Below are 21,222 nucleotides of genomic sequence, written 5' to 3' on the forward strand. Positions count from 1 at the left end.
CGACCGGCCGCAGCCGACCCGGCCTCAGGCGGCCGGGCTGATGTTGTGGTTGAAGTGGAAGACGTTCTCCGGGTCGTACTCGGCCTTGACGGCGGCCAGCCGGGCGAGGTTCTCGGCGCCGCGTCCCGCCGCGGCGCGTTCGTCGCCCTCGTCGCCGATGAAGTTGAGGTAGACGGCGCCGATCGACCAGGGCGCCATGTCGGCGCGGACGGCCTTCGTCCAGGCGCGGCCGCGCTCGTCGTCGGCCGGGTCCTCCCAGACCGCGAACGGGTGGACAGCCCAGGGGGCGGCCCGCCACGGGACGGGCCACTCGTGGCCGGCCGCCGCGACCGCTCCGCCGAGCGGGAAGACGATGTGCTGGCTCGGCGAGGGCACGATCATGTCCTCGGCCCGGGCAGTGAAGACGTCCACCGCCTTGTCCGGCAGGCCCGAGAGGTACTCGGCCGACCAGTAGTTCCGGAAGCCGGGCGGGTCGTCGAGCATGCACTGCAGGTCGGGGTACGGGATGTCGGTGACCACCTCGGCGGCGTGGCCGAGTCCGAGCATCGGCGCGAAGGCCGGGCGGGCGCTCTCCAGGTCGCCGGCGTAGGTGAGCAGGACGCCGACCGCGTGCTGCCCGACCAGCTGCGGCGGCACGAACTCCTCAGGCGGCGCGGTGAGGTGGATGAAGGCACCGCCGACCTCGTCCGGTGCGGCGTCCATGGTGTCGCGGTAGGCGCGCAGCACCTCCAGGCCCCGGTCGGCCTCGAAGAGCAGCAGGGCGATGGAGAAGCCGGGCAGCGGGTGCAGGCCGAGGGTGAACTCGGTGACCACGCCGAAGTTGCCGCCGCCGCCGTGCAGTGCCCAGAACAGCTCGGGGTTCTCCTGCGCGCTGGCGTGCACCCGGCGGCCGTCGGCGGTGACGAGGTCGGCGGCGAGCAGGTTGTCGCACATCAGGCCGAAGCGGCGCTCCAGCCAGCCGGAGCCGCCGCCGAGCGCGAAGCCGCCGATGCCGGTGGTGGAGGCGCGGCCGCCGGTGGTGGCGAGGCCGTGCGGCTGGGCGGCCCGGTCGAGGTCGCGCATCAGGGCGCCGCCGCCGACCCGGGCGACCCGGGCGTCCGGGTCGACCTGCACCCCGTTCATCCGCCGCAGGTCGAGGACGAGGCCGCCGTCGACCAGGGCCTGCCCGCTCACCGCGTGGCCGCCGCAGCGGACGGCGGTCTCCAGGCCGCGGCTGCGGCCGAAGGCCAGGGCCGCGGCCACGTCGGCGGGCCCCTCGCACTGGGCGATCACCGCGGGCCTGCGGTCGATCATGGCGTTGTGGATGGTCCTGGCCTCGCCGTAGGCCTCGTCGCCGGGCAGCAGTACCCGGCCGGCGAAGCCCTCGGCCAGTTCTTCCGGACGCAGGCCGCCGTTCGCAGGGGGTGCCATGGTGAGCCGTCCTTCCGGCCGGTGCGGGACCGCCGCGGCCGGCGGCCCCGCTTCCGACAGTAGGCCGGACGGGTGAAGGCCGCATCCGAGCCGGATGCGGCCTGACAGCGGCTCAGGCCGCGGTCTGCAGCTCCCGCACGATCGGCCGGACCTGCGCCACCGCGACGACGGCGTTGTCCTGCGCCGGCGTCAGGTGGCCGCGCAGCCGCACCGCCAGCAGCACGATCCCCACCGTGCAGGCGGACATCGCCAGCAGGTACAGCGGCCAGGTGCCGGCACCGACGAGCAGCACGCCGACGGCCGGGCCGACCGCGATGGCCATCTGCTTCACCAGGGCGTGCGCGGCGTTGTAGGTGCCGAGCAGCCGGGCCGGGGCGAGGTCGGCCACGATCGGGCCGAGGGTCGGGGCGAGCATCGACTCGCCGACGCCGAACAGCGCGTACACGGCGACCACGGCGACGGTCGCGGCGAGCGCGTCCGAGCGGACCAGGCCGGCGACCAGGGCGGCCGTCCAGGCGCCGAGCCAGACCACGCCGGCCGCGGCCATCGCGGTGGTGCGGCGGCGGCGCTCGGTGAGCCGGACGACGACCATCTGCAGCAGCACGATGGTCAGCGCGTTGGCGCCGATCGCCAGGCCGAGCACGGACGGCGCGGTGCCGACCGTGTCGGTGGCGAAGGCGGCGACACCGGACTCGAACTGCCCGTAGCAGGTGAAGAAGATCAGACCGGCGAGCAGGCAGAGCCGCAGCATGGCCTTGTCCTTCACGACCGCGCGCAGGCCCTGGCCCTGCCCCCGGGCCGCGCCGTGCCCGGCGGCCGGGACGGGCTCCGCCTGCGGGATGCGGGCGGTGCCGGCCACCAGGGCCAGGCCCAGCAGGGTCAGCGCCTCGATGGTGAACAGCCGGGTCAGGCTGGCCGGGTCGGCGGGGTCGACGATCTGGCCGCCGACCAGGGCGCCGATGCCCATGCCCAGGTTGACCAGGGTGAACTGCAGGGCGAAGGCCCGCGACCGGCCGGCCCGGCCGGTGCTGCGGACGATCATCGTGGCGAGCGCCGGCTGGCAGGCGGTGATGCCCGCACCGAAGAGGAACGAGGAGACCAGCAGGGTCGGCGCGGTGGCGGCCTGCCCGAAGGCGAAGGCGCCGACCGCGGCGAGCGCGGCACCGCCGAGCAGCACCGGGCGCGGCCCGTACCGGTCGATGCCGCGGCCGGTGAACGGCAGCACCGCCAGCGCCGCGAGCGCGAAGACGGTGAACACCATCCCTGCCGCGAGCGAGCCGAGCCCCCGCACCTGGTCCACGTACACGAACATGTACGGCATCGTGAACCCGCTGCCGAACGCGCTCAGCGCGTTGCCGATCTGGACGCGGCGCAGCGGGCCGCCCGCTCCGTCCGCCCGCCGTGCCCACTGCTTCACCGTGCCGGTCACCGTGCACACCCCTTCGTCGTCGCGGAAGGTTGAACCCTTCCTGCTTTAACACTGCAAGATTTCAGAGCTAAAATCTAAGTCTTCGAAGACTCAGCTGTCAAAGGCTTAACAGCTGCACCATGCGTGGGAGAATGACGGCCATGAGCACACGCAAGCCGGACGAGCCGGCTGCCTCCGAGCTCGGCATCGCCGAGCAGGTGGCCCTCTACCAGCGGGAATTCCCCACCGTGGACCCGCAGGTCGAGACGATCGTGTCCACGCTCTCCCGGCTGTCCCGCCGGATGAACGTGGCCTACAGCCGCCAGCTGGCTGTGCTGGGAATCACGTCCGCCGAATGGGAGGTGCTCAAGGCCCTGGTCTTCGCGGGCAGCCCCTACCGGCTCGGCCCGAGCGACCTCGCCAAGCGGCTGGGCCTCACCCCGGCGGCGATGACCCACCGGATCGACCGGATGGTCGCCGACGGCCTGGTCACCCGGGAGCGCGACGAGGCCAACCGGGTCCGGGTGATCGTCGAGCTGACCGAGCCCGGCCGCGACAAGTGGCTGGAGCTCATGCGGATGGCCGCCGTCTTCGAGGCGGACCTGCTGCAGGACATCACCGGCGAGGACCGGGGCGCGCTCTCCGCGATGCTCGGCCGGATGATGCGCCGGATCGAGCGGAGCCAGCCGGACGCCCTCGGCCGCACCGAGGACCTGGACTGACCCGCGCCCGGACGCGGAACGGGGACTGCCCCGGACGGAGGTTCCGTCCGGGGCAGTCCCGTTCAGCTCGGGTGGTGCGGGGTGGTGCGGGGTGACGCGGGTCAGCAGGCGCCGTTGTCGGTCCAGACGCCCCACTGGCCGCTGAGGGTCGGGTCCTCGCCCTGGGTCCACCACTTGTTGGTGTAGCTGTGGCCCTTCCAGGAGACCTTGGCGCCGGCGGTCGCGTAGACCGTGGCGGCGTTCCAGCTCGGGGCGGTGCAGGTGCCACCGGTCGGGCTGGCCGAGGTCGAGGGGGAGGTCGACGGCGAGGTCGACGGGGAGGAGCTCGGCGAGGCCGAGGAGCTGGGCGAGGAGCTCGGCGAGGCGGAGGCGGTCGGCGAGGTGGTCGGCGCCGGGCAGGAGGCGGCGGAGCCGTTGGTCGCGCTCACCATCGTGTCGAAGAGCGACGTCTGGGTACCCAGGTCGTACAGCGAGAAGGCGAAGGAGCCGCCGAGGCCGTTGCAGTGCGCGTAGTCCATCTTGGCCTGGATCGACTTGGCGTTCTCACCCGTCCAGAAGGTGGTGCCGTCGTAGAAGTACGAGGTCTTCGCCGCGTCGTCCCAGTAGGTGTTCGCCGCGTTGCCGACGAAGCTGCTGAGCTCCTTGTACATCTGGATGCCGGCGACGTTGCCCGACATCGCGGCGCCCGGGGCCGGGCCGGTCGCGCTCTGGAACAGGCCGTGGTTGGCACCGGCGGGGACGCCCGTCCAGCCGCGGTAGTAGAACGGCACACCCATGTTGATCTTCTTGGCGGGGAAGCCGCCGGGGATGCCGTACTGCGGGTCGCCGACCGTCCACGCCTTGACGGCGTTGTCGATCGAGTACTTGCCGGTGCCGCCCGGGACGGGGGTCATCGGGTCGCTCGGGTTGTTGTAGATCGGCGCCTGGTGGTTGGTCGGGCCGGTCTTGTCCCACGCGCCGTGCATGTCGTAGGTCATGACGTCGAGGAAGGTCAGGTACTGGCCGAGCTTGTCGGTCTCGACGTTCTTGATCTTGTCCTGGCCGGCGCCGACCGCGGCGGAGAGCGCGTAGCTCTTGCCGTCCGTCTTGCCCTGGGCGTCGAGCTGGGAGCGCAGCTCGGCCATCAGCGCGGTGAAGTTCTGCTTGTCGTTGGGCGAGGCGTGGTTGCCGGTGTGGCCGCCGCCGCCCGGGTACTCCCAGTCGATGTCGAAGCCGTCGAAGACGCCGGCCGCGGAGCCGGCGCCGCCGAAGCCGCCCTGCACGGGCAGGTTGCCCTTGATGAACATGTCGACGCAGGAGGAGACGAACTTCTTGCGCGCCGCGTCGGTGGCCGACACGTCGGAGAAGTACTTGGAGTAGGTCCAACCGCCGATCGACAGCAGCACCTTGAGGTTCGGGTTCTTCGCCTTCAGCTTCTTCAGCTGGTTGAAGTTGCCGACCAGCGGCTGGTTCCAGGTGTCGGCGACGCCGTCCACGCTGGTCGCCGTGTCGAAGGTCTTCTGGTAGTCGGCGTACGCGTCGCCCGCACCGTCGCCCGCGTTCGGGTCGTCCTCGTTCTGCGAGGCGGCCTTGGTCGCCTCGAAACAGGTGAGGTTGGTCGGGTCGATGTTGGCGAAGTCGTAGATCAGGTAGTCCAGCTTGGAGGCCACGCCGGTGTCCTGAACGGTCTTCAGGTAGTACGCGTTGGAGTAGATCGACCACTGGTCGAAGTACGCGACCTTGATGCCGCCCGAAGTGGCGGGCGCACCGGTCGAGTTGGTGGGGGCGGCCTGGGCGCTGGTGCCGGTCAGCGCGAGCGCGCCGCCGAGCAGCAGGGAGGCCGCGGTGCCTGCGGCGAGGAGGCCCACGCCGCGGCGGCGGCGGTGCCCGCTCGGCCGCGGTCGGGACGGAACGGAACGAAGCATGGCTGCGTGACTCCTGGTTGTGGGGGCGGTCCCGCGAGCCCCGGGGAGGTCGCGGCGGGTGGGACCGCCACGTCAGGGGCATGACAGGGAATTCGAACGTTGGCCTGCACACGCAAGAAGAACCAGGTGCGGGGAGGTGTGCCGAGCCGGTACCGACGGCCCGAACCGCCGGCACCGACCCAGGGGCTCCCTGCACCTGGCCACAAAAATGGACTAGACCAAACGTCCCGTCAAGAGTCGTCTCCTGGGCTTGAGGTGCCCTTAAGGTTCCGTTGGGATACGGCTCAGTACCGCACCGCCCGGCTCACGACGGCCTTGACCTGACCGCTCAGCGAGCGGTTGCTGGTGGCCGTGGCCTGCGCCGTTCCGCCCGCCGCGACCTCCGGAACGGTCACCACCACGGTGTCCAGCCGGTTGCCGCTCGCGTCCTGGAAGTCGACCTGCACCAGGTACTTCTGCGGGTCGCTCTGCCCATTGGCAACGGTGATGGGTACCTCGACCTTGCCGTCCGAGGACGTCACCGGGGTGCCCAGCTTCACGTCCCCGGCGGCGTCCAGCCCGCCCGTGACGTCGGCCACCGCCGAGGAGGCCGCCGCCTCCGCGGAGGCCACCGCGGATGCCGCCGAGGAGGCGAGGGCCCCCGCCGAGGAGGCCAGTTCGGAGGCCTTCGAGCCGATCGCGGCGGCCGCCGAGGAGGCGGCCGAGGTCGGCGAGGAGTCCGACGAGCAGCCGGCCAGTGCGGCACCGCCCAGCAGCGCGGCGGCGCCCAGGAGGGCTGCGGAACGGATCTGGAGGTTCATGGGTGTCTGCTCCTGTGGGAACGGCGGTTCTCGCGGGTGGGGGCCGGGTCCGGCAAGACCCGCCGGTCAGGACAGCCCCGCGCCCTCCTGCATGGCGGCCTGCTCGACCTCCCGGATCTCCCGTCGGCGCACGGTGTCCTGACGGCGCGTCACCACCGCGGCCGCGCCGATCGCGCTCGCGCCGAAGGCCAGCAGCCCGACCCACGGCCGGTCCAGCACGTGGCCGAGCGCGTGGTCCAGCGAGTAGCGGCCGGCCCCGGAGATGCCCAGGGCCAGCCCGCAGGTGCCGAGCAGGCCGGGGTACTCGAAGCCGCCGCCCATCGCGAAGAAGCCGGCGGGGGCGTGCACGGCGATCGCGCCCGCCATCGTCCCGGCCACCACCGAGCCGGCCACCGGCGTGGCCAGGCCGAGCACGAGCAGCGCCCCGCCGCCGGCCTCGCCGAGCCCGGAGGCGACGGCGTTGGGCCGGCCCGGCTCGTAGCCCATGTGCTCCATGGCCTGGGCCGTCCCTTCGATCCCCCCTCCGCCGAACCAGCCGAAGAGCTTCTGCGCGCCGTGCGCGAACATCACTCCGCCCACGGCGGCGCGCAGGGCGAACAGGCCGAGGTCCTTGCGGTGCAGACTGGTCATGATGGGGCCCCTGGGTCGATGGCAGCACGTCCTCTCCATCCCAGCCCACGGGCCGAGGCCGCTCGACCCGGGACCGCCATCCGGGCGAACCACCGAGGAGCGCCATGACCGCGCCGGCCACACCCGTGTTCCACCTCGACGGGACGGAGGTCACCGACGAGCGGTCGCTGTTCACCGCGCTCGGCGCGGCCCTCCGCCCGCCGGACGGCTACTACGGCAGCAACCTGGACGCGCTCGCCGACTGCCTGCGCGGCGGCTACGGCCCCGAGCCGCCGTTCGTGCTGGTCTGGCACGCCTCCGCGCTCGCCGCCTCCGGCCTGGACCGGCGGATGCTGCTGGCCGGCCGCGAGTGCAGCTACTTCGAGGCGGTGCTGGACGTCCTGAAGCAGGGCGGCGTCACGGTGCGGCTGCGCTGACGGGCCGTGACGGCGTCCCCGGCCGCCGTTACGGAGCCGGAACACTCCGTGCAGAACCGGGCCGCCGGCGCCGGGCGTGGTCACGCCCGACACCCCGTGACCGGCGACCCGCAGGAGCACCCGTGAACCACCGCCCGACCGCCACCGCCCGCGCCGCTGCCACCGCCGCCGCCGTGCTCGCCCTCGCCCTCGGCGCGGTCGGCTGCGACGACGGCACCACCGCGGCCGGCAGCGGCGCGCCGGCCGCCGCGGCCTCCACCGCCACCGCGGCCGCGGCCGGGAACGGCTCCACCGCGAGTGCCGCGCCCGCCGGGACCGCGGGGCCGGGCTCGGCGGCCGGGACGGGCGGGGCCGCCGCGCAGGCGGGCACGGACCGCTGCCGCACCGCCGACCTGAAGGCCGACGTGCAGATCCAGGAGGCCGGCAAGGCCATGGTGATGCTGACCAACAAGGGCAGCCGCAGCTGCACCGTCAAGGGCTACCTCGGCTACGGCGGGCTGCTCGCCGACAACTCCCGCACCGACACCGCCACCCACCGGGTCGCCAAGCCCGGCCTGCCGGTCGCCGTCACCCTCAAGCCCGGCACCACCGCCTTCTCCGGGCTCTCCTGGAACAGCTGCGACAAGGCCGACGCGACCTGCGGCGTGCTCGCCGGCCTGGTGGTCACCCCGCCGGACGAGACCACCCGGCTGACCGCCACCGTGCTCGGCACCGACGGCAAGCCGGTCGTGCAGTTCCCCGTCGCGAAGGCCGGCTTCACCGTCGGCACCCTCCAGCCCTCCAACCAGGGCGTCCTGCTCGGCTGACGCCCGCGCTCCGCGGGGCCGGTCAGAAGAACGTCCGGACGAGGTCGACGACGCGCGGGCGGTCCGCGTCCGCGTCGTCGAGCACCGGGATCAGCGTCCACCGGTCGAAGGCCGTGCACGGGTGGGAGATCCCGAGGCGGACGACCTCGCCGACGGCGACCTCGGCGCCCCGCAGGTAGGCGTGCTGGTCGTTGAGGGCGCTCACCGTCGCACCGGTCAGCGGCTTGCCGCCGCGGACCTCCTGCGGGGCCGGCAGGCCGAGGTCGACCGGGAGGTCGCGCTTGCCGGCGTCCAGCAGGGCGAGGCCGGGCTCCGGGACGGACACCACCCGGGCCCAGCCGTGCAGCGCGGCGCGCAGCGGCTCGCCGGCGCCGCGGCGGCCGAACGGCGAGATGCCGCGGTAGAAGCCGTCGTCGTGGGCGAGGTAGGCGCCGGCCCGGACGACCACGCGGGTCCGGGCGTCGGCGAGCGGGGCGAGTTCCTCGGCGACGGTGTCGAAGAAGGCGCTGCCGCCGGCCGTCACCCACACCTCGTCCACCGCGTCGAACAGGCCCTCGCCGGCGAGCTGCCGGTGCAGTTCGGCCATCCCCCGCAGGTAGCCGGTCACGGCGGAGACGGAGGCCGGGGAGGCGTCCGGGCCGATCGGGCCCTCGTAGCCGCTGACGCCGGCCAGCCGCAGGCCGGGCGCGGCGTGCACGGCGCGGGCCACCTCGACCGCCTCGGAGAGCGTGCGGCACCCCGTACGGCCGCCGGGGGCGCCGAGCTCCACGCAGACGTCGACCGGGGCGGGCGCACCGCGCAGCGCCTCGGACATCAGGGCGACGGCGCGGGTGGAGTCGACCCAGCTCGCGAAGCGGAACTCCGGGTCGGCGGCGAGTTCGGCGGAGAGCCAGCGCAGCCCGGCCGGGTCGAGCAGGGTGTTGGCCAGGTGGATGCGGCGCAGCCCGAAGGCGCGGCCGACCCGCAGCTGCGGCAGGTTGGCGAGGGTGACGGCGCAGGCGCCCGCGTCCAGGTGGCGCTGCCAGAGGGCGGGGGCCATCGAGGTCTTGCCGTGCGGGGCGAGGCCGACGCCGGCCTGCTCGCACCAGGCGGCCATGGTGCGCAGGTTGTGGTCGAGGGCGGCGGCGTCCAGGGTCAGCAGCGGGGTGCCGAGGCCGTCCAGCCCGGGGGCGGTGGCGAGGTACTCGGCGACGGTGAGGCCCCACGCCTCGGCGGGGATCGCCTTGAAGCGGAAGTCCAGCCGTTCCCCGGCCAGTTCGGCCACCTTCGCCCGGTCGATCAGCTCCATCGCGCCCAGCCGTCCTCTCGCCCGCGCCCGCGGCGTCCCGGGCGTCCGACGGGCAGCCTATGCCGTCGCCGCCGGGCCGCGGGCCTACGGCGCCACCACGGGCCGCCAGGGGACGGGGCTGGAGAGGATCATCGAGCTGGCGGGCTGGCCGTAGGCGGCGAGCCGGTCGATGAGCTGTTCGAAGGCGACCATGCCGGGCACCCCGACCAGCAGGATGCAGCAGGCGCCGCCGGTGACCCGGTGCAGCTGGAAGACCTCGGGCCAGCGGGTCACCTCGGGGTCGCGGAGCACGCAGTGCGGGCCGTAGCACTGCATGGTGACCAGGGCCATCACGTTCAGGCCGGCCCGGGCGGGGTCGACGTGCGCGTGGTAGCCGGTGATCACCCCGTCGGCCTCCAGCCGGCGGACCCGTTCGGCGACGGCCGGGGCGGAGAGCTTCACCCGCCGGGAGAGCTCGTTGTAGGAGAGCCGGGCGTCGGCCTGCAGTTCGGCGAGCAGCAGCCGGTCGACGGCGTCCATGGCGACTCCCGGGGTCGGGTTTGCGTTCGCAAAGCGGATCGGCTCCAAGACCTTGTGTTCGTGAAGCCGGGGCGCGGTTTCGCTGCCCGCCGCCCATTCAAGACGGAACGGATGCCGCCGCACAATGGTGACCCCCACGATGGGAGTGGGACGTAACAGGACACACCAGGAGGAGTGCCATGGGCGGGGACACCGTCGACCGGCCGAATCTCGCCTTCGCGCCGCAGGGGGAGCCCGGCAACGGCACCCCGTACGCGCGCTACGCCATGCTGGACGTGCTGCACGGCCTGCAGCAGCCGCGCAGCAAGGTGCCGGCCGAGTACACGTTCATCGTCGCCACGCAGGTGATGGAGCTGCTCTTCGACCTGCTGCAGCGCGAGTGGGTCGCCGCCCAGCTGGCGCTGCGCGAGAACGACCCCGCCGGCGCGGTCGCCGCCCTGCGCCGCGGCACCCACATACAGGACGTGCTGGTCGGCTCCTGGGACCTGCTCGCCACCATGACGCCCGCCGAGTTCAACTCCTTCCGCGAGGTGCTGGGCGAGGCCTCCGGCTTCCAGTCCTCGGCCTTCCTGCGGCTGGAGTTCCTGCTCGGCAACAAGGCCGGCTCGCTGCTGCGGATGTACGAGGACTCCCCCGCCGTGCACGCCGAGCTCACCGAGGCCCTGAACGGCGCCAGCCTGTACGACGACGCGCTCGCCCTGCTCGCCCGCCGCGGGGTGGACGTGCCGCACGAGCCGACCCCGGGCCGGCACCGGCACAGCGCCGAGGTCGAGCAGGCCTGGCGCCGGGTCTACACCGACCCGGAGCTGGCCGAGCTCGCCCGGCTCGGCGAGGCGCTGCTGGACACCGCGGAGCGGGTCACCCGCTGGCGCCAGCGCCACCTCTCCTCGGTCAAGCGCACCATGGGCGCCAAGCCCGGCACCGGCGGCTCCAGCGGCCTCAGCTGGCTCAAGCAGTCCGCCGACCAGGACGTCTTCCCCGAGCTGTGGACCGTGAGGAACGAACTGTGACCACCCGCGAGGAGTGCGCGGCCCTCGACGCCGCCGACCCGCTGGCCGCCCTGCGCGGCGAGTTCGCCCTGCCCGAGGGCGTGCTCTACCTGGACGGCAACTCGCTCGGCGCCCTGCCGAAGGGCACCGCGGCCCGGGTCGCCGGCATGGTCGAGCGCGAGTGGGGCGAGGGCCTGATCCGCAGCTGGAACGACGCCGGCTGGTTCGCCCTGCCGCACCGCCTCGGCGAGCGGCTCTCGCCCATGCTGGGCGCGGCCCCGGGCCAGGTGGTGGTCTGCGACTCCACCTCCGTGAACCTCTTCAAGGTGATCGGCGCGGCCCTGCGGATGCGGCCGGGGCGCAGCACGCTGCTCGCCGAGCACGCCGCCTTCCCGACCGACCTGTACATCACCGAGGGCGTCACCGGCCTCTTCGACGGCGCCCGCACCGTGCTGCTGCCGCGCGCCGCCGACCTCGGCGAGCACCTCGGCGAGGACACCGCCGTGGTGGTGCTCTCGCACGTGGACTACCGCACCGGCGAACTGCTGGACATGGCCGCGATCACCGCGCAGGTGCACGCCGCCGGCGCCCTGATGGTCTGGGACCTGTGCCACACCGCCGGTGCGCTGCCGATCGAACTCGACGCCTGCGGCGTGGACTTCGCCGTCGGCTGCGGCTACAAGTACCTCAACGGCGGCCCCGGCGCACCCGCCTTCCTGTACGCGGCGCAGCGCCACCAGGCCGCGGCCGCACAGCCGTTGAGCGGCTGGTTCGGCCACGCCCGGCCGTTCGCCTTCGAGCCCTCGTACGCGCCGACCGAGGGCATCGGCCGCTTCCTGACCGGCACCCCGCCGCTGCTCGGCATGGCCGGGCTGGACGCCGCCCTGGACGTCTGGGAGAAGGCCGACCTGGCACAGGTGCGGGCCGCCTCGCTGGCGCTCACCGACCTGTTCCTGGAGCTCGTCGAGCCGCTCGGGCTGGAGTCGGTCACCCCCCGCGAGCACGCCCGGCGCGGCAGCCACGTCTCGCTGCGGCACCCCGAGGGCTACACGGTGATGCAGGCGCTGATCGCCCGCGGGGTGATCGGCGACTTCCGCGCCCCCGACCTGATGCGCTTCGGCTTCACCCCGCTCTACCTCTCCCGCACGGACGTCTTCGACGCGGTGCGGCACCTCGCCGAGGTGCTGGAGAGCGGCGAGTGGCGCGAGGACCGGTTCAGCCGCCGGGGCGCGGTGACCTGAGGAAGGCGTTCTCCAGGCCGTCCCAGTTCAGCGGGCGGCCCGGGGGGATGCGGGTCTCGTGCGCGACCTGCACGATCCGGGTCGCCAGCCGGTGCACCGCGAGCTCGTACAGCTCGCGCCGGCCGGCGGCCCGGGCCAGCGCGTACAGGCCCTCGCTCTGGTACTCCGGGCCCAGGCTGCGGTGGTTGAAGCGCAGTTGGCGGGCGGCCGCGGGCTGCTCGGCCGAGGACACCGGCAGCCAGATCACCGGGACGATCCCGCTCGCCTGCACCGCCGAGCGCTCCGCGGCCCGGGCCGCCCGGCGGGCGAAGCCGTACCACTCGCGGCCGCAGCGCTCGCTGGCGAAGTAGCGCGGCGAGTACAGCGGCACGAAGACCCGGCAGGTGGCGAGCGCCTCGGTGATCTGCCAGCGCGACCAGCTGTCCAGCTCGGGGCTGCGGTCGACGAAGCCGGGCGGCACCGCGGACGGCAGGTCGGTCAGCTGGAGCACCTCCTCGCAGAGGTCCTGGAAGAGCCGGTCCACCGTACGGCCGCCCGGGCCGCCGGGGTGGCTGAGGAAGAAGTAGGGTCTGGGCGCCTCCGGGCCGGCCGGCTCCTTGCGGTGCGTGCCCGAGTGCGAGGGGGTGCGCGACTCGACCGGCCCGCCGTGCAGTTGGGCGTTGCGGGCGAGCACCAGCGGACGGCCGTCCCGGGGCGGCCAGATCCGGGTCACCGGCGGCGCCGGCGGGGTGGACTGCAGGGCGATCTCCAGCAGGTGGTGGACGGTCAGCTGCGGCGCGCCGTCCGGGTCGCCGGTGCGGATCGCCGCCGCCAGCCGTCCCGCCACCGAACGGTCCACCGGGTGGCGGAGGTTGACCACCTGGAAGCTGCCCGGGTCGACCGCCACCGGGCCGCCCGCGGCCGGCTCCGGCGGCACGCTCCGCGAGCCGTCCAGGATCAGCAGCCGCCGGGCCGCCCGGCCGCCGGCGACCGTCTCCACCACCGCCTGCCAGTCCAGGCCCGGCCGGTGCACCCCGCCCCAGCGGCCGGCACCGACCGCCACCCCCAGCTCGTCGCCGGGGCCGAGCGGGCCGCCGACGTGCACCACCAGGGTGTCCTCGGCCTCCTGCACGGCCCGCTGCAGCGCCCGCTGGAAGCCGTCCGGGTCGTCCTCGCCGAGCCAGATGTGCCGCCGGTCCAGCCCCACCAGCGCCGGGTCGACCAGGGCCTCGGCGAGCGCGGCGAGATCGCGCAGCGCGGTGTACTCCTGCTCCTCCAGCACCTCGCCCGGGGCGCCGCGCGAGGTGGTCAGCAGCAGCACCGCCCGGGAGCGCTCCGGATCGGGCAGCGCGGCGGGTTCGGGCGGCGCGGGGACGGCCGGCGTGTCCTCCTCGACCGGTCGGGCCGCCTCCTGCTGCTGCTGTGCCGCGGACCCGGTGTCGGCGGTGTGCGTCCCGGCGATCGGGCCGGCCAGGGTGAACACCGGGGCGCCGGTGACCCCGAGCAGCCGGGCCGCCTCGGGGCTGACCAGGGCGAAGGGCCGGGTGTCCAGCATGGTCAGGGTGCCGCCGCCGGCCGTCTCCACCCATGCCGGGAAGGTGCCGGCGCCCGTCCGGCCCGGGTCGCCGATCCGCCCGCCCACCCGGATCAGCAGCTCCAGTGCATGGTGCGCGGTGGACCGCGGCAGGGTGTGCAGCAGCAGCTCCCGCACCCCCGGGCGGAACGCGAAGTAGCCGGGCCGGCCCGGCTGTTCGCGCAGCAGACCGCTGACCACCACCTCCGCCAGGTGCTGCGGCTGCGGCCGGGCCAGCCCGACCTGCTGGAGCAGCCGCATCACCGGCAGTGCGGGCGTGGTCAGCGCGGTCATCCCGGCGAGGGTGAACGCCTCCCGGGAGGCCGTCGCCCGGAACCGGACGACCAGCTCCTCGGCGGTCAGCTCCTCCGGGTCCGGCCCGGCCTCGACCACCCGGCCCGCGGGGTTCGTCGCCGCGCCGACCATGAGCGCCGCGCCGACCACCTGCCCGCCCGTCGGACTGCCCACCAGCTGCGCCCAGTTGGCCAGCCACTCGGGGCCGGGCTCCAGCACCGGGACGGCCGGTGCGCCGCGCCCGGGCGGGGCGTCGGTGAACGGGGTGAAGGTGTAGGCGGCGTCGGGCGCGCCGGCCTCGGTGGCGGTGAACACCCCGGGCACGGCGGGCACCGCGGTCAGCGGCCAGAGCCGCTCGGGCAGCGGCTGGACGACCGCCACCGGCAGCCGCCGGGCGAGCGCGTGCAGGGTGCGGTGCCAGCGGTCGCCGGCCGGCCCCGAGCGCCACTGCGGGCCCATGCAGTCACTGATCACCAGCACGGCGGAGCGGCCCTCGGCGATCCGGCGGTGCGCGAGCCGGCCGTCCGCGAGCAGGCGGCCGGAGCCGACCTGGCGGAAGGCGCCGGTCTGCTGGAAGAGCGTGCGCAGTTCGCGGGCGAGCGGCCGCCACAGGGTCATCGTCGGGCCGACGTCGAGCACCAGGTGCAGGTCGAGCCAGCGCTCGGTGCTGGGCCGCAGCACGGGCAGCCACTGGACGGGGCCGGGTTCGCGCAGCGCCTCGGCGATCCGGTCGGCGGTGGCCTGCTCGTCGAGGAGGCGTCGGCGCTCGTCCGGGACGAGCCGCTTCAGCGGGCGCAGGGCGCGCTGCAGCGACAGCGGACGGGCCAGCATCGGCGCACCGGGGGTGGGCGCGGGGACGGCGGGGGCGGATCGGCCGCCGCGGTCCGGGGCGGGCAGGTGCAGGGCGGTGCGCGGGCCGGTGCCGTCCGGGCCGGGGGTGTGTTCGGTGCGGTGGCGGGGACGGTGACCGTTCGGGGTGCCGGCGGCCGGGCGGTCGGTGCGCGGGGCGGCCCGGCCTGCGGTGTCCGCCCCGGTGCCGCCCTCGGTGCCGCGGGCGGCCAGCCAGAGCAGCTCGGCCAGCTCGACGGGGGCCCGGGGGGCGAGGCCGAGTTCGGCGAGCAGGTCGGTGAGGCGGTCCAGGGCCGCCGGGTCAGAAGACATCGTCGTCCTGGCCGCGGCTGAGGTAGGGCATCACCTGGGCGGCGAGCGCGGCGCGGTCGGCGGCGTCGCCGAGTTCGGGGCGGGAGGTGAGGTAGATGGCGTTGAGCAGCTGGTCGGTGGCGAGTTCGCCCTCCTCCCGGCGGGCGAGGAAGACGTCGAGGATCTCGGTGACCAACTGCCGGTCGGAGTCCGGGAGGTGGGAGTGGACGATGGACTCCAGCTCGGCGCCCTCCGGGCGGCGCAGCTCCAGCACCACGCAGCGGCGGAGGAAGGCGGCGGGGAACTCGCGTTCGGCGTTGGAGGTGAGCACGGTGAACGGGAAGGCCCGGCAGCGGACCCGGCCGGAGCGGACGGGAGCCCGGCCGGTGCCGTCGGCGGTGAGCACGTGCGCCTCGGGCTGCTGGGGCGCGGCGCGGACGAGTTCGTCGATCTCGTACTGGCCCTCCTCCAGGATGTGCAGCAGGTCGTTGGGCAGGTCCAGGTCGCCCTTGTCGATCTCGTCGATGAGCAGCACCCGGGGCCGCCGGTAGGGCAGCAGGGCGGTGCCGAGCGGGCCGAGCCGCAGGTGCTCGTCGAGCGAGGCGTCGGGGGTCTGCGGGCCGGAGCGGTTGGCGGCGTAGAGGCGGGAGAGCGGGTCGTACTGGTACAGGCCGTCGCGCAGGGTGGTGCGGCTGGTGATGTTCCAGCGGAGCACCGGGCCGAGGCCGAGTTCACGGGCGACCGCGTACGGCAGGCTGGACTTGCCGCCGCCGGGCGGTCCGGTGACCAGCAGCGGCCGCCGGAGGTAGAGCGCCGCGTTGACGAGTTCGACGGTCTCGGGGGTGGGGCGGAAGGTCGCGGCGCGGTGCCGGGCCGGGTCGGGCACGGGGTCGGCGGGGCCCTCGGGCTGCGGCAGCAGCGGCCCCCCGTCGAAGTCGCGCCAGGGCGGCGGTGCGGGCAGCTCGGCGATGCCGTCGTGCGGCTCGTTGACGCCCTGGTAGATGCGCTTCAGCGGCATTGCTCTCCTGCTCCTGCTCACTCGTCGGGGCCTTCGGCGGTCCGGGTCTCACTCGGGGCCCGCGGCGTGGGGCGGCGGTGCGGTCGGGACGACGCGGTAGGGGCGGTGCGGGCCGGGCAGCACCGCCGGGTCCTCCCACAGCAGCACCAGGCCCGCCGCCCAGTGCTGCGAAGGGTCTGCCGCCTCCTCCGCCTCGTGCCGCAACTCCCGGACCCGGCGCGGCAGGTCGGCAGGTGCGACGTCGGCCAGTTCCTCCGCCAGTCTGGCAAGGAATCGCTCGTTGCGGCAGGTCCGGGTGTGCGTGTGGTCGGCGGTGCAGGTCTCGCCCGGCCACAGCACGGCGGGGACGCCGGCCCGCAGGGCGGCCGCCAGCAGCGGTTCGTACGGGGCGCCCCGGGGCGGGCCGGGGAGGGCCGGCAGCTCGACCCGCTCGGGCGGCCTGAGCCGGTGGTAGAGCCTTTTGCCGTCCGGGAGTTCGGTGCAGCGCAGCTGGTGCAGCCGGGTGCCGGCGGCGGCCCGCAGCGGGGCCCACTTGAGTTCGAGCTGGCGGCGGGCGGCCGGGTCGGCGCGGCGCTGCGCGTCGACCACGACGACGGCGTGGTCGGCCCCGAGCGGGCCGTAGTCGGTGCGCCGGCGCGCCCAGCCGTGCACCGGCTCGGTGAGCCACTTGCGGGGCAGCGAGAAGATGACGAGTTCCGCACCGTCCGGTTCCAGGCGGCCGAGTTCGTGGTCGATGCGGTCGCGGACGGCGTGCTTGAGGCGCAGCCGCGGGACGGTGCGGGAGTCGGCGGCGCCGATCCGGCCGTCGCGGACGGAGGCGACCGCGACGTGGAACATGGCGGGCCCGGCGCCGCTCGGCGCGATCTCGACCAGGATCGGCCGCCAGCGCTCGCGGCGACGCCCGGTGGCGGGAGCGGTGTCGCGGTGCCGCTCCAGCCAGTCCAGCAGCCCCTCGCGCAGGGCCTGGTCGGTGTGGGCCTCGGCGACGTGGTGGGCGAAGTGGACGACCGGGTGCGGGCCGTGCGGCGGCCGGGGGACCTCGGCGAGCAGGTACCAGCCGGCGTCCCAGAGGGTCGTGGGGCGGCTGGGCGGGTCGGGGCAGCCGAGCGGACCGACGGCGGCCCGGTAGAGCTCCAGCGGGTCGGCGGGCGGCGGGCCGGCGCCGAGCAGCAGCCGCAGTCCGCGGACGGCGTGGGCGGGCAGCGCGGCGCCGGTGAGCCGGTCGGCGAGCTGCGGGACGTACCGGGCGGCGGCCTCGGCGGGCAGCATCTGGCCGAGCCGGGCGGCGGGCCGGCTCCGGTCGTCGGGGCCGCGCGGCACGCCGAGGGTGTCGAGCGCGGCCGTGACCAGCCCGGCCACCTCGCCGGTGGCGGCGATGACCACCGGTCCGCCGCTGAAGCCCGGGGAGAGCGGCATGCCGGTGCCCTCGTGCTCCAACTGCACCAGCTCGCCGGCGATCCGGAAGCCGCCGCGGGTCAGCCGGATCTCGCTGCTGAGGCCGGTGTCGTGGCCGGCCGGGAAGCCGTAGGCGACCAGGGCGGGGGCGGGCGGCCCGGCCCAGCGGTGCAGCGGTGCGAACGGGGCCGGTGCGGCGATCTGCGCGGGGACCGGCTCGTGGAGTTCGAGGACGGCCACGTCCCCCGCGCCGCCGGGGAGTTCGGGCCAGGGGCCGCGCAGTGCGACGGTGCCGGTGAGCGGCGGCAGGTCGGGGTGGGCGACCAGCCGGACCTCCGCCTCCTGGACGCCGTGCACCACGTGGGCGCAGGTGAGCACCTCGCGGTCGGAGATGAGGATGCCGGCGCCGGTCAGCGGCCCGGCGGGCCCGGCGGTGTCGATCCGGGCGAGCCAGCGGACGTCCTGCATCGGCACGTCCGGTCAGTGCCCCGCCCGTTCCCCGGTGGCGCCGGGTGACCAGGAGAGCTTGACCGTCAGGTGCGCGTCGGCGGCCGTCCGGGCGATCAGCGCGCCGGCCTCGGCCGAGAGCTTGACGCCGAACTCGATCTCCACCGCGTCCGGCCGCAGACTGCCGTCGCGCAGGACGGCGAGCGCGGCCTCGGCGGCGGCCCGGACGCCGCCCAAGGCGTGCTCGAAGGTCTCCGAGGCGCGGACGACCGCGTCGCCGCTGCCCCGCCCGACCGGCTGCATCCCGTACGCCGCGGGGGCCTGGGAGGTGCTCTCCACCCGGACCACCGCGCCGTCGGCCGTCAGGAACTCCACGTAGTGCGACATGGGCACTCCCCACCGTGTCAAGCCGTACTGTCAGCCGAATTCCTTGGCGATGGTCGCACAGCACAGGCCGTGGCGCAGCGGTTCCGACGGGGTTGACATCAGTAATCTTCAAGGAACATGACAATATGTCAGGTTGATCCGCCCCGCCGTGCCCGGCCGGATCCCGCCGGACGGGCGGGTGCGCGAGGAAGGTGCACGGAGCAGGTGCACGGGGCGGGTGCGGCACTAGGGTGGTCCGACCGGAACCGAGGAGGGCGAGCGGGTGGACGGGACGGCCGGCGGGGGGCTGGTGGCGGTCGCGGGGAGTGCCGGGGTGCTGGCGCTGCCCGGCCTCGGTGAGGAGTTGCTGACCCCGGTCGAACGGGACCGTGCGGCGCGCTTCCACCGCGAGCGGAACCGGCTGGACTTCGTCGCCGCGCACCTGCTCGTCCGGGTCTGCGCGGCGCGGCTGCTGGGTGTTCCGGTCGCCGGGCTGGTGCTGGAGCAGTACTGCCCCGACTGCGGGCTCTCCGGACACGGCGCACCCGTGCTGGCCGGGCACCCGGGCGTGGGGCTGAGCCTCTCGCACACCGAGGGCGTGGTGGCCGCGGCGGCCGGGCCCGTCCCGGTCGGGGTGGACGTCGAACTGCCGGGCGGCCGGGACGGCACCGCCGACCTGCACGACCGGGTGCTCGGCGCCGCCGAGTCCGCCCTGGTGGCCGCCCATCCGGACCCGGACGGGGCCTTCCTGCGGCAGTGGGTGCGCAAGGAGGCGATGATCAAGATCGGCCGGGCGAGCCTGGACACCCTCGCCTCCGTCGACCTCTCCGCGCTGCCGCTGGACCCGCGCGGCCCCGGCCCGGCCCTGCACCGCCACGGCGACCTGCACCTGCTGGACTGGACCCTCCCGGGGAGCGGGGCGCTGGTCGCCGCGGTCAGCACCCGGCCGGTCCGGCTCCTGCCGCCGGACGACCTGCTCGCCCGGGGGTGACGGCTGCGGGCCCGTGGACGTCCAGGGGTGTCCGGAGGCGTCCGCGTAAGGGGTGTTAGCGTCGGCGACGGCCGCGCCGGACCGCATCCGCGCAGGTCCGCCCATTCCTCCCCGCCGCGCGAAGGACGACTTCCCCATGGCCAAGTTCCTGCTGAGCCTGCACGTGCTGGCCTCGGTGCTGTTCATCGGCCCGGTGGCGGTCGCCGTCAGCATGTTCCCGCGGCGCGCGGCCGCGGCGCTGGGTTCCGGTGCGGACCAGCCGACCGCGGCCGCCTCGGTGCGGCTGCTGCACCGGATCACCCAGGTCTACGCACTGCTCGGGATCGCCGTCCCGCTGCTCGGCATCGGGGTCGCCCAGGTGATGGACGTCCTCGGCCAGAGCTGGCTGATCGCCTCGATCGTGATCACCGCGCTGTCGGCGGGATCGCTGCTGCTGTTCGTGGTGCCCGCCCAGCAGTCCGTGATCGACACCCTGGACGCCGAGGCGGGAACCCCCGCCCCCCACTCCCGCGGCGACGACCGGGAGCGGGCGGAGCGCGGCCTCAAGCTGCTGCCGATGACCGCCGGCGTCTTCAACCTGCTGTGGGCGGTGGTCGTGGTGCTGATGGTCATCCGACCGGGGTCGACGACGGGGGCCTGACCTCCACCCGTCCGGCACCCCGGATCTCCAGGCCTTCGAGCAGTTCCAGCGTCGCGGCGGCCACCGCCGCGACCGCCTGCTCGAAGGCCTCCCTGTTGTGGGCGGCCGGCGCCCGGAAGCCGGACACCTTGCGGACGTACTGCAGGGCCGCGGCGTGGACGTCGTCGGTGGTGACCTCCGGCGTCTCCGGCGGCCTGAGCGTCTTGATCGATCGGCACATACCCCCAGTCTGCCCCGGCGCGCCCGTCCTGCGGGCGGTCATCGGCGGATCGGGCCCGGGAGGCGTACGCCGGCGCGCTTCACCGCCCGGGCGACGATCGCGGTCTCCGCGCGGGTGACACCGAGCGGCCCGAGCACGTCGGTGGTGAACCGGAACAGGGCGGCGTGGTCCTCGCAGAAGACGGTGGCCATCAGGTTGGTCGGGCCGCTGGTCGCGAGCACGCCGTGCACCTGCGGACGGCCGGCCAGTGCCGCGCCGACCTCGGTCAGCCGGCCGGGCGGCACGTCGAGCCAGAGGTTGGCGTCGACCGCCATGCCGAGCAGCCGCGGGTCGACGGTGGCGTGGGTGCGCAGCAGTCCGCCCTCTGCGAGCCGGTGCAGCCGCCGGCGGACGGTGGACTCGGGCGCGCCGGAGGCGGCGGCGAGGGAGGCGTGCGACCGGCGCGCGTCCCGGCCGAGCAGGTCGAGCAGAGCGCGGTCCAGCGCATCGGTGGCGGGTGCCGCGGTGACGGGGGCCGGCGGGGCGAGGGCGGCGACCTGTTCGGGTGCGAGGTGGCCGGAGTGCCACTGCCCGGCGTCCGCGAAGGCGTGCAGCACGGCGTGCACACCGGTCTCCAGGACGGCTCCGGTGGCGGGGAGTTGGCCGTGGAGCAGGCGGTCGCGGGAGCCGGCGTCGGTGAGCACGACGGCGCCCACCTCGCTGCCGCCGAGCATGATGTCGACGAACGGCACGTCCGGGCGGGCCGCCAGCGCGTGCGCGACGGTCTCCACCTTGCCGCGCAGGACGCGGACCCTGAGCAGCAGGGCGCCCACCGCGCGGTCCCGCACGTCCGGCATGAGGACGACGGTGACGGTGCCGCTGCCGAGCAGCCGGGCGAGGCGCCGGGTCACCGTGCGGGTCGAGACACCGAGCACCTCGGCGATCCGGCCGGTCTCCGCGCGGCCGTCGATCTGCAGGGCGCAGACCAGCTGCCGGTCCAGCGCGTCCAGCCGACTGTCCGGATCCACCGCTTCGAGGTCCACCGAT

At 74.9% G+C, this 21,222-nt stretch carries 20 protein-coding genes; 7 read left to right on the forward strand and 13 right to left on the reverse strand.

The genetic code is table 11. From position 1 onward, the window contains the following. Positions 1-24 precede the first annotated feature (24 nt). Both IE98_RS0109660 and IE98_RS0109665 read right to left on the reverse strand, forming a co-directional pair. Positions 25-1,410 carry an FAD-binding oxidoreductase gene (locus IE98_RS0109660; RefSeq protein ID WP_030267370.1) on the reverse strand — a complete coding sequence of 462 codons (1,386 nt, stop codon included), beginning with the start codon at positions 1,408-1,410 and terminating at the stop codon, positions 25-27. 112 nt (positions 1,411-1,522) lie between these two features. Next, the gene (locus IE98_RS0109665) at positions 1,523-2,839 is read right to left on the reverse strand and encodes an MFS transporter (RefSeq protein WP_234443477.1); all 1,317 of its coding nucleotides are present in this window, start codon (positions 2,837-2,839) and stop codon (positions 1,523-1,525) included. 140 nt (positions 2,840-2,979) lie between these two features. On the opposite strand from IE98_RS0109665, the gene IE98_RS0109670 reads away from it, so the two are divergent. After that, entirely contained in the window at positions 2,980-3,540 is a 561-nt protein-coding gene (locus IE98_RS0109670) for a MarR family winged helix-turn-helix transcriptional regulator (protein WP_078660890.1), read from the forward strand. Positions 3,541-3,641: 101 nt separating this feature from the next. Here IE98_RS0109670 and IE98_RS0109675 read toward each other — a convergent pair whose 3' ends face one another. The 3 genes from IE98_RS0109675 to IE98_RS0109685 all read right to left on the reverse strand — a co-directional run bounded on the left by IE98_RS0109675 (position 3,642) and on the right by IE98_RS0109685 (position 6,874). Beyond that, positions 3,642-5,444, reverse strand: a complete 1,803-nt coding sequence (locus IE98_RS0109675) for a glycosyl hydrolase family 18 protein (RefSeq protein ID WP_078660891.1) — start codon at positions 5,442-5,444, stop codon at positions 3,642-3,644. A 284-nt stretch (positions 5,445-5,728) separates the two neighbouring features. Continuing rightward, the gene (locus IE98_RS0109680) at positions 5,729-6,244 is read right to left on the reverse strand and encodes a hypothetical protein (protein WP_030267382.1); all 516 of its coding nucleotides are present in this window, start codon (positions 6,242-6,244) and stop codon (positions 5,729-5,731) included. Between the two features lie 66 nt (positions 6,245-6,310). Further along, positions 6,311-6,874, reverse strand: coding sequence for a DoxX family protein (locus IE98_RS0109685; RefSeq protein WP_030267386.1), 564 nt, complete (start codon positions 6,872-6,874; stop codon positions 6,311-6,313). Between the two features lie 104 nt (positions 6,875-6,978). Between IE98_RS0109685 and IE98_RS0109690 the strand changes: the two genes are divergently transcribed. Beyond that, on the forward strand, positions 6,979-7,290 hold the full coding sequence (locus IE98_RS0109690; RefSeq protein WP_052390344.1) for a barstar family protein: 312 nt from the start codon (positions 6,979-6,981) through the stop codon (positions 7,288-7,290). Positions 7,291-7,412: 122 nt separating this feature from the next. Continuing rightward, complete coding sequence (locus tag IE98_RS0109695; RefSeq protein WP_030267392.1) at positions 7,413-8,096, forward strand: DUF4232 domain-containing protein; 684 nt, start codon at positions 7,413-7,415, stop codon at positions 8,094-8,096. A 22-nt stretch (positions 8,097-8,118) separates the two neighbouring features. Here the strand turns inward: IE98_RS0109695 and IE98_RS0109700 are convergent, their stop codons facing one another. Together IE98_RS0109700 and IE98_RS0109705 are read right to left on the reverse strand one after the other, a co-directional pair. After that, the gene (locus IE98_RS0109700) at positions 8,119-9,384 is read right to left on the reverse strand and encodes an alanine racemase (RefSeq protein WP_030267395.1); all 1,266 of its coding nucleotides are present in this window, start codon (positions 9,382-9,384) and stop codon (positions 8,119-8,121) included. 84 nt (positions 9,385-9,468) lie between these two features. After that, positions 9,469-9,903, reverse strand: coding sequence for an Lrp/AsnC family transcriptional regulator (locus IE98_RS0109705; protein ID WP_030267398.1), 435 nt, complete (start codon positions 9,901-9,903; stop codon positions 9,469-9,471). A gap of 179 nt (positions 9,904-10,082) precedes the next feature. On the opposite strand from IE98_RS0109705, the gene IE98_RS50040 reads away from it, so the two are divergent. Then, positions 10,083-10,913 (forward strand): tryptophan 2,3-dioxygenase, encoded by an 831-nt coding sequence (locus IE98_RS50040; protein WP_030267401.1) that lies wholly within the window; start codon positions 10,083-10,085, stop codon positions 10,911-10,913. Then, positions 10,910-12,133 carry a kynureninase gene (kynU, locus tag IE98_RS50045; protein WP_199922889.1) on the forward strand — a complete coding sequence of 408 codons (1,224 nt, stop codon included), beginning with the start codon at positions 10,910-10,912 and terminating at the stop codon, positions 12,131-12,133. The genes IE98_RS50040 and kynU overlap by 4 nt, the downstream gene beginning before the upstream one ends. Here the strand turns inward: kynU and IE98_RS48975 are convergent. Genes IE98_RS48975 through IE98_RS0109735 form a run of 4 tightly spaced genes read right to left on the reverse strand, consistent with a single transcriptional unit; the run spans position 12,108 to position 18,366 of the window. Further along, the gene (locus IE98_RS48975) at positions 12,108-15,140 is read right to left on the reverse strand and encodes a TIR-like protein FxsC (protein WP_052390345.1); all 3,033 of its coding nucleotides are present in this window, start codon (positions 15,138-15,140) and stop codon (positions 12,108-12,110) included. The genes kynU and IE98_RS48975 overlap by 26 nt on opposite strands. Continuing rightward, positions 15,130-16,137: an AAA family ATPase gene (locus IE98_RS0109725; RefSeq protein WP_030267408.1), complete on the reverse strand. Its 1,008-nt coding sequence runs from the start codon at positions 16,135-16,137 to the stop codon at positions 15,130-15,132. Before IE98_RS0109725 ends, IE98_RS48975 begins: the two co-directional genes overlap by 11 nt. Positions 16,138-16,185: 48 nt before the next feature. Continuing rightward, the gene (locus IE98_RS0109730) at positions 16,186-18,000 is read right to left on the reverse strand and encodes a trypsin-like peptidase domain-containing protein (protein WP_030267411.1); all 1,815 of its coding nucleotides are present in this window, start codon (positions 17,998-18,000) and stop codon (positions 16,186-16,188) included. A 12-nt stretch (positions 18,001-18,012) separates the two neighbouring features. Then, positions 18,013-18,366, reverse strand: a complete 354-nt coding sequence (locus IE98_RS0109735; RefSeq protein ID WP_030267414.1) for a CU044_2847 family protein — start codon at positions 18,364-18,366, stop codon at positions 18,013-18,015. A gap of 262 nt (positions 18,367-18,628) precedes the next feature. Between IE98_RS0109735 and IE98_RS0109740 the strand changes: the two genes are divergently transcribed. After that, positions 18,629-19,336 carry a 4'-phosphopantetheinyl transferase family protein gene (locus tag IE98_RS0109740; RefSeq protein ID WP_043173814.1) on the forward strand — a complete coding sequence of 236 codons (708 nt, stop codon included), beginning with the start codon at positions 18,629-18,631 and terminating at the stop codon, positions 19,334-19,336. 136 nt (positions 19,337-19,472) lie between these two features. Then, positions 19,473-19,976, forward strand: coding sequence for a DUF2269 family protein (locus IE98_RS0109745; protein WP_030267420.1), 504 nt, complete (start codon positions 19,473-19,475; stop codon positions 19,974-19,976). Here IE98_RS0109745 and IE98_RS0109750 read toward each other — a convergent pair. Further along, the gene (locus tag IE98_RS0109750; protein ID WP_030267423.1) at positions 19,945-20,196 is read right to left on the reverse strand and encodes a DUF2277 domain-containing protein; all 252 of its coding nucleotides are present in this window, start codon (positions 20,194-20,196) and stop codon (positions 19,945-19,947) included. The two genes, IE98_RS0109745 and IE98_RS0109750, sit on opposite strands and share 32 nt — an antisense overlap. A gap of 38 nt (positions 20,197-20,234) precedes the next feature. Next, positions 20,235-21,218, reverse strand: coding sequence for an Lrp/AsnC family transcriptional regulator (locus IE98_RS0109755; protein ID WP_052390346.1), 984 nt, complete (start codon positions 21,216-21,218; stop codon positions 20,235-20,237). Positions 21,219-21,222 lie beyond the last annotated feature (4 nt).

Origin of the sequence: Streptomyces sp. NRRL B-24484 (genome assembly GCF_000717715.1) — a bacterium.
Classification (GTDB): Bacteria; Actinomycetota; Actinomycetes; order Streptomycetales; family Streptomycetaceae; genus Kitasatospora.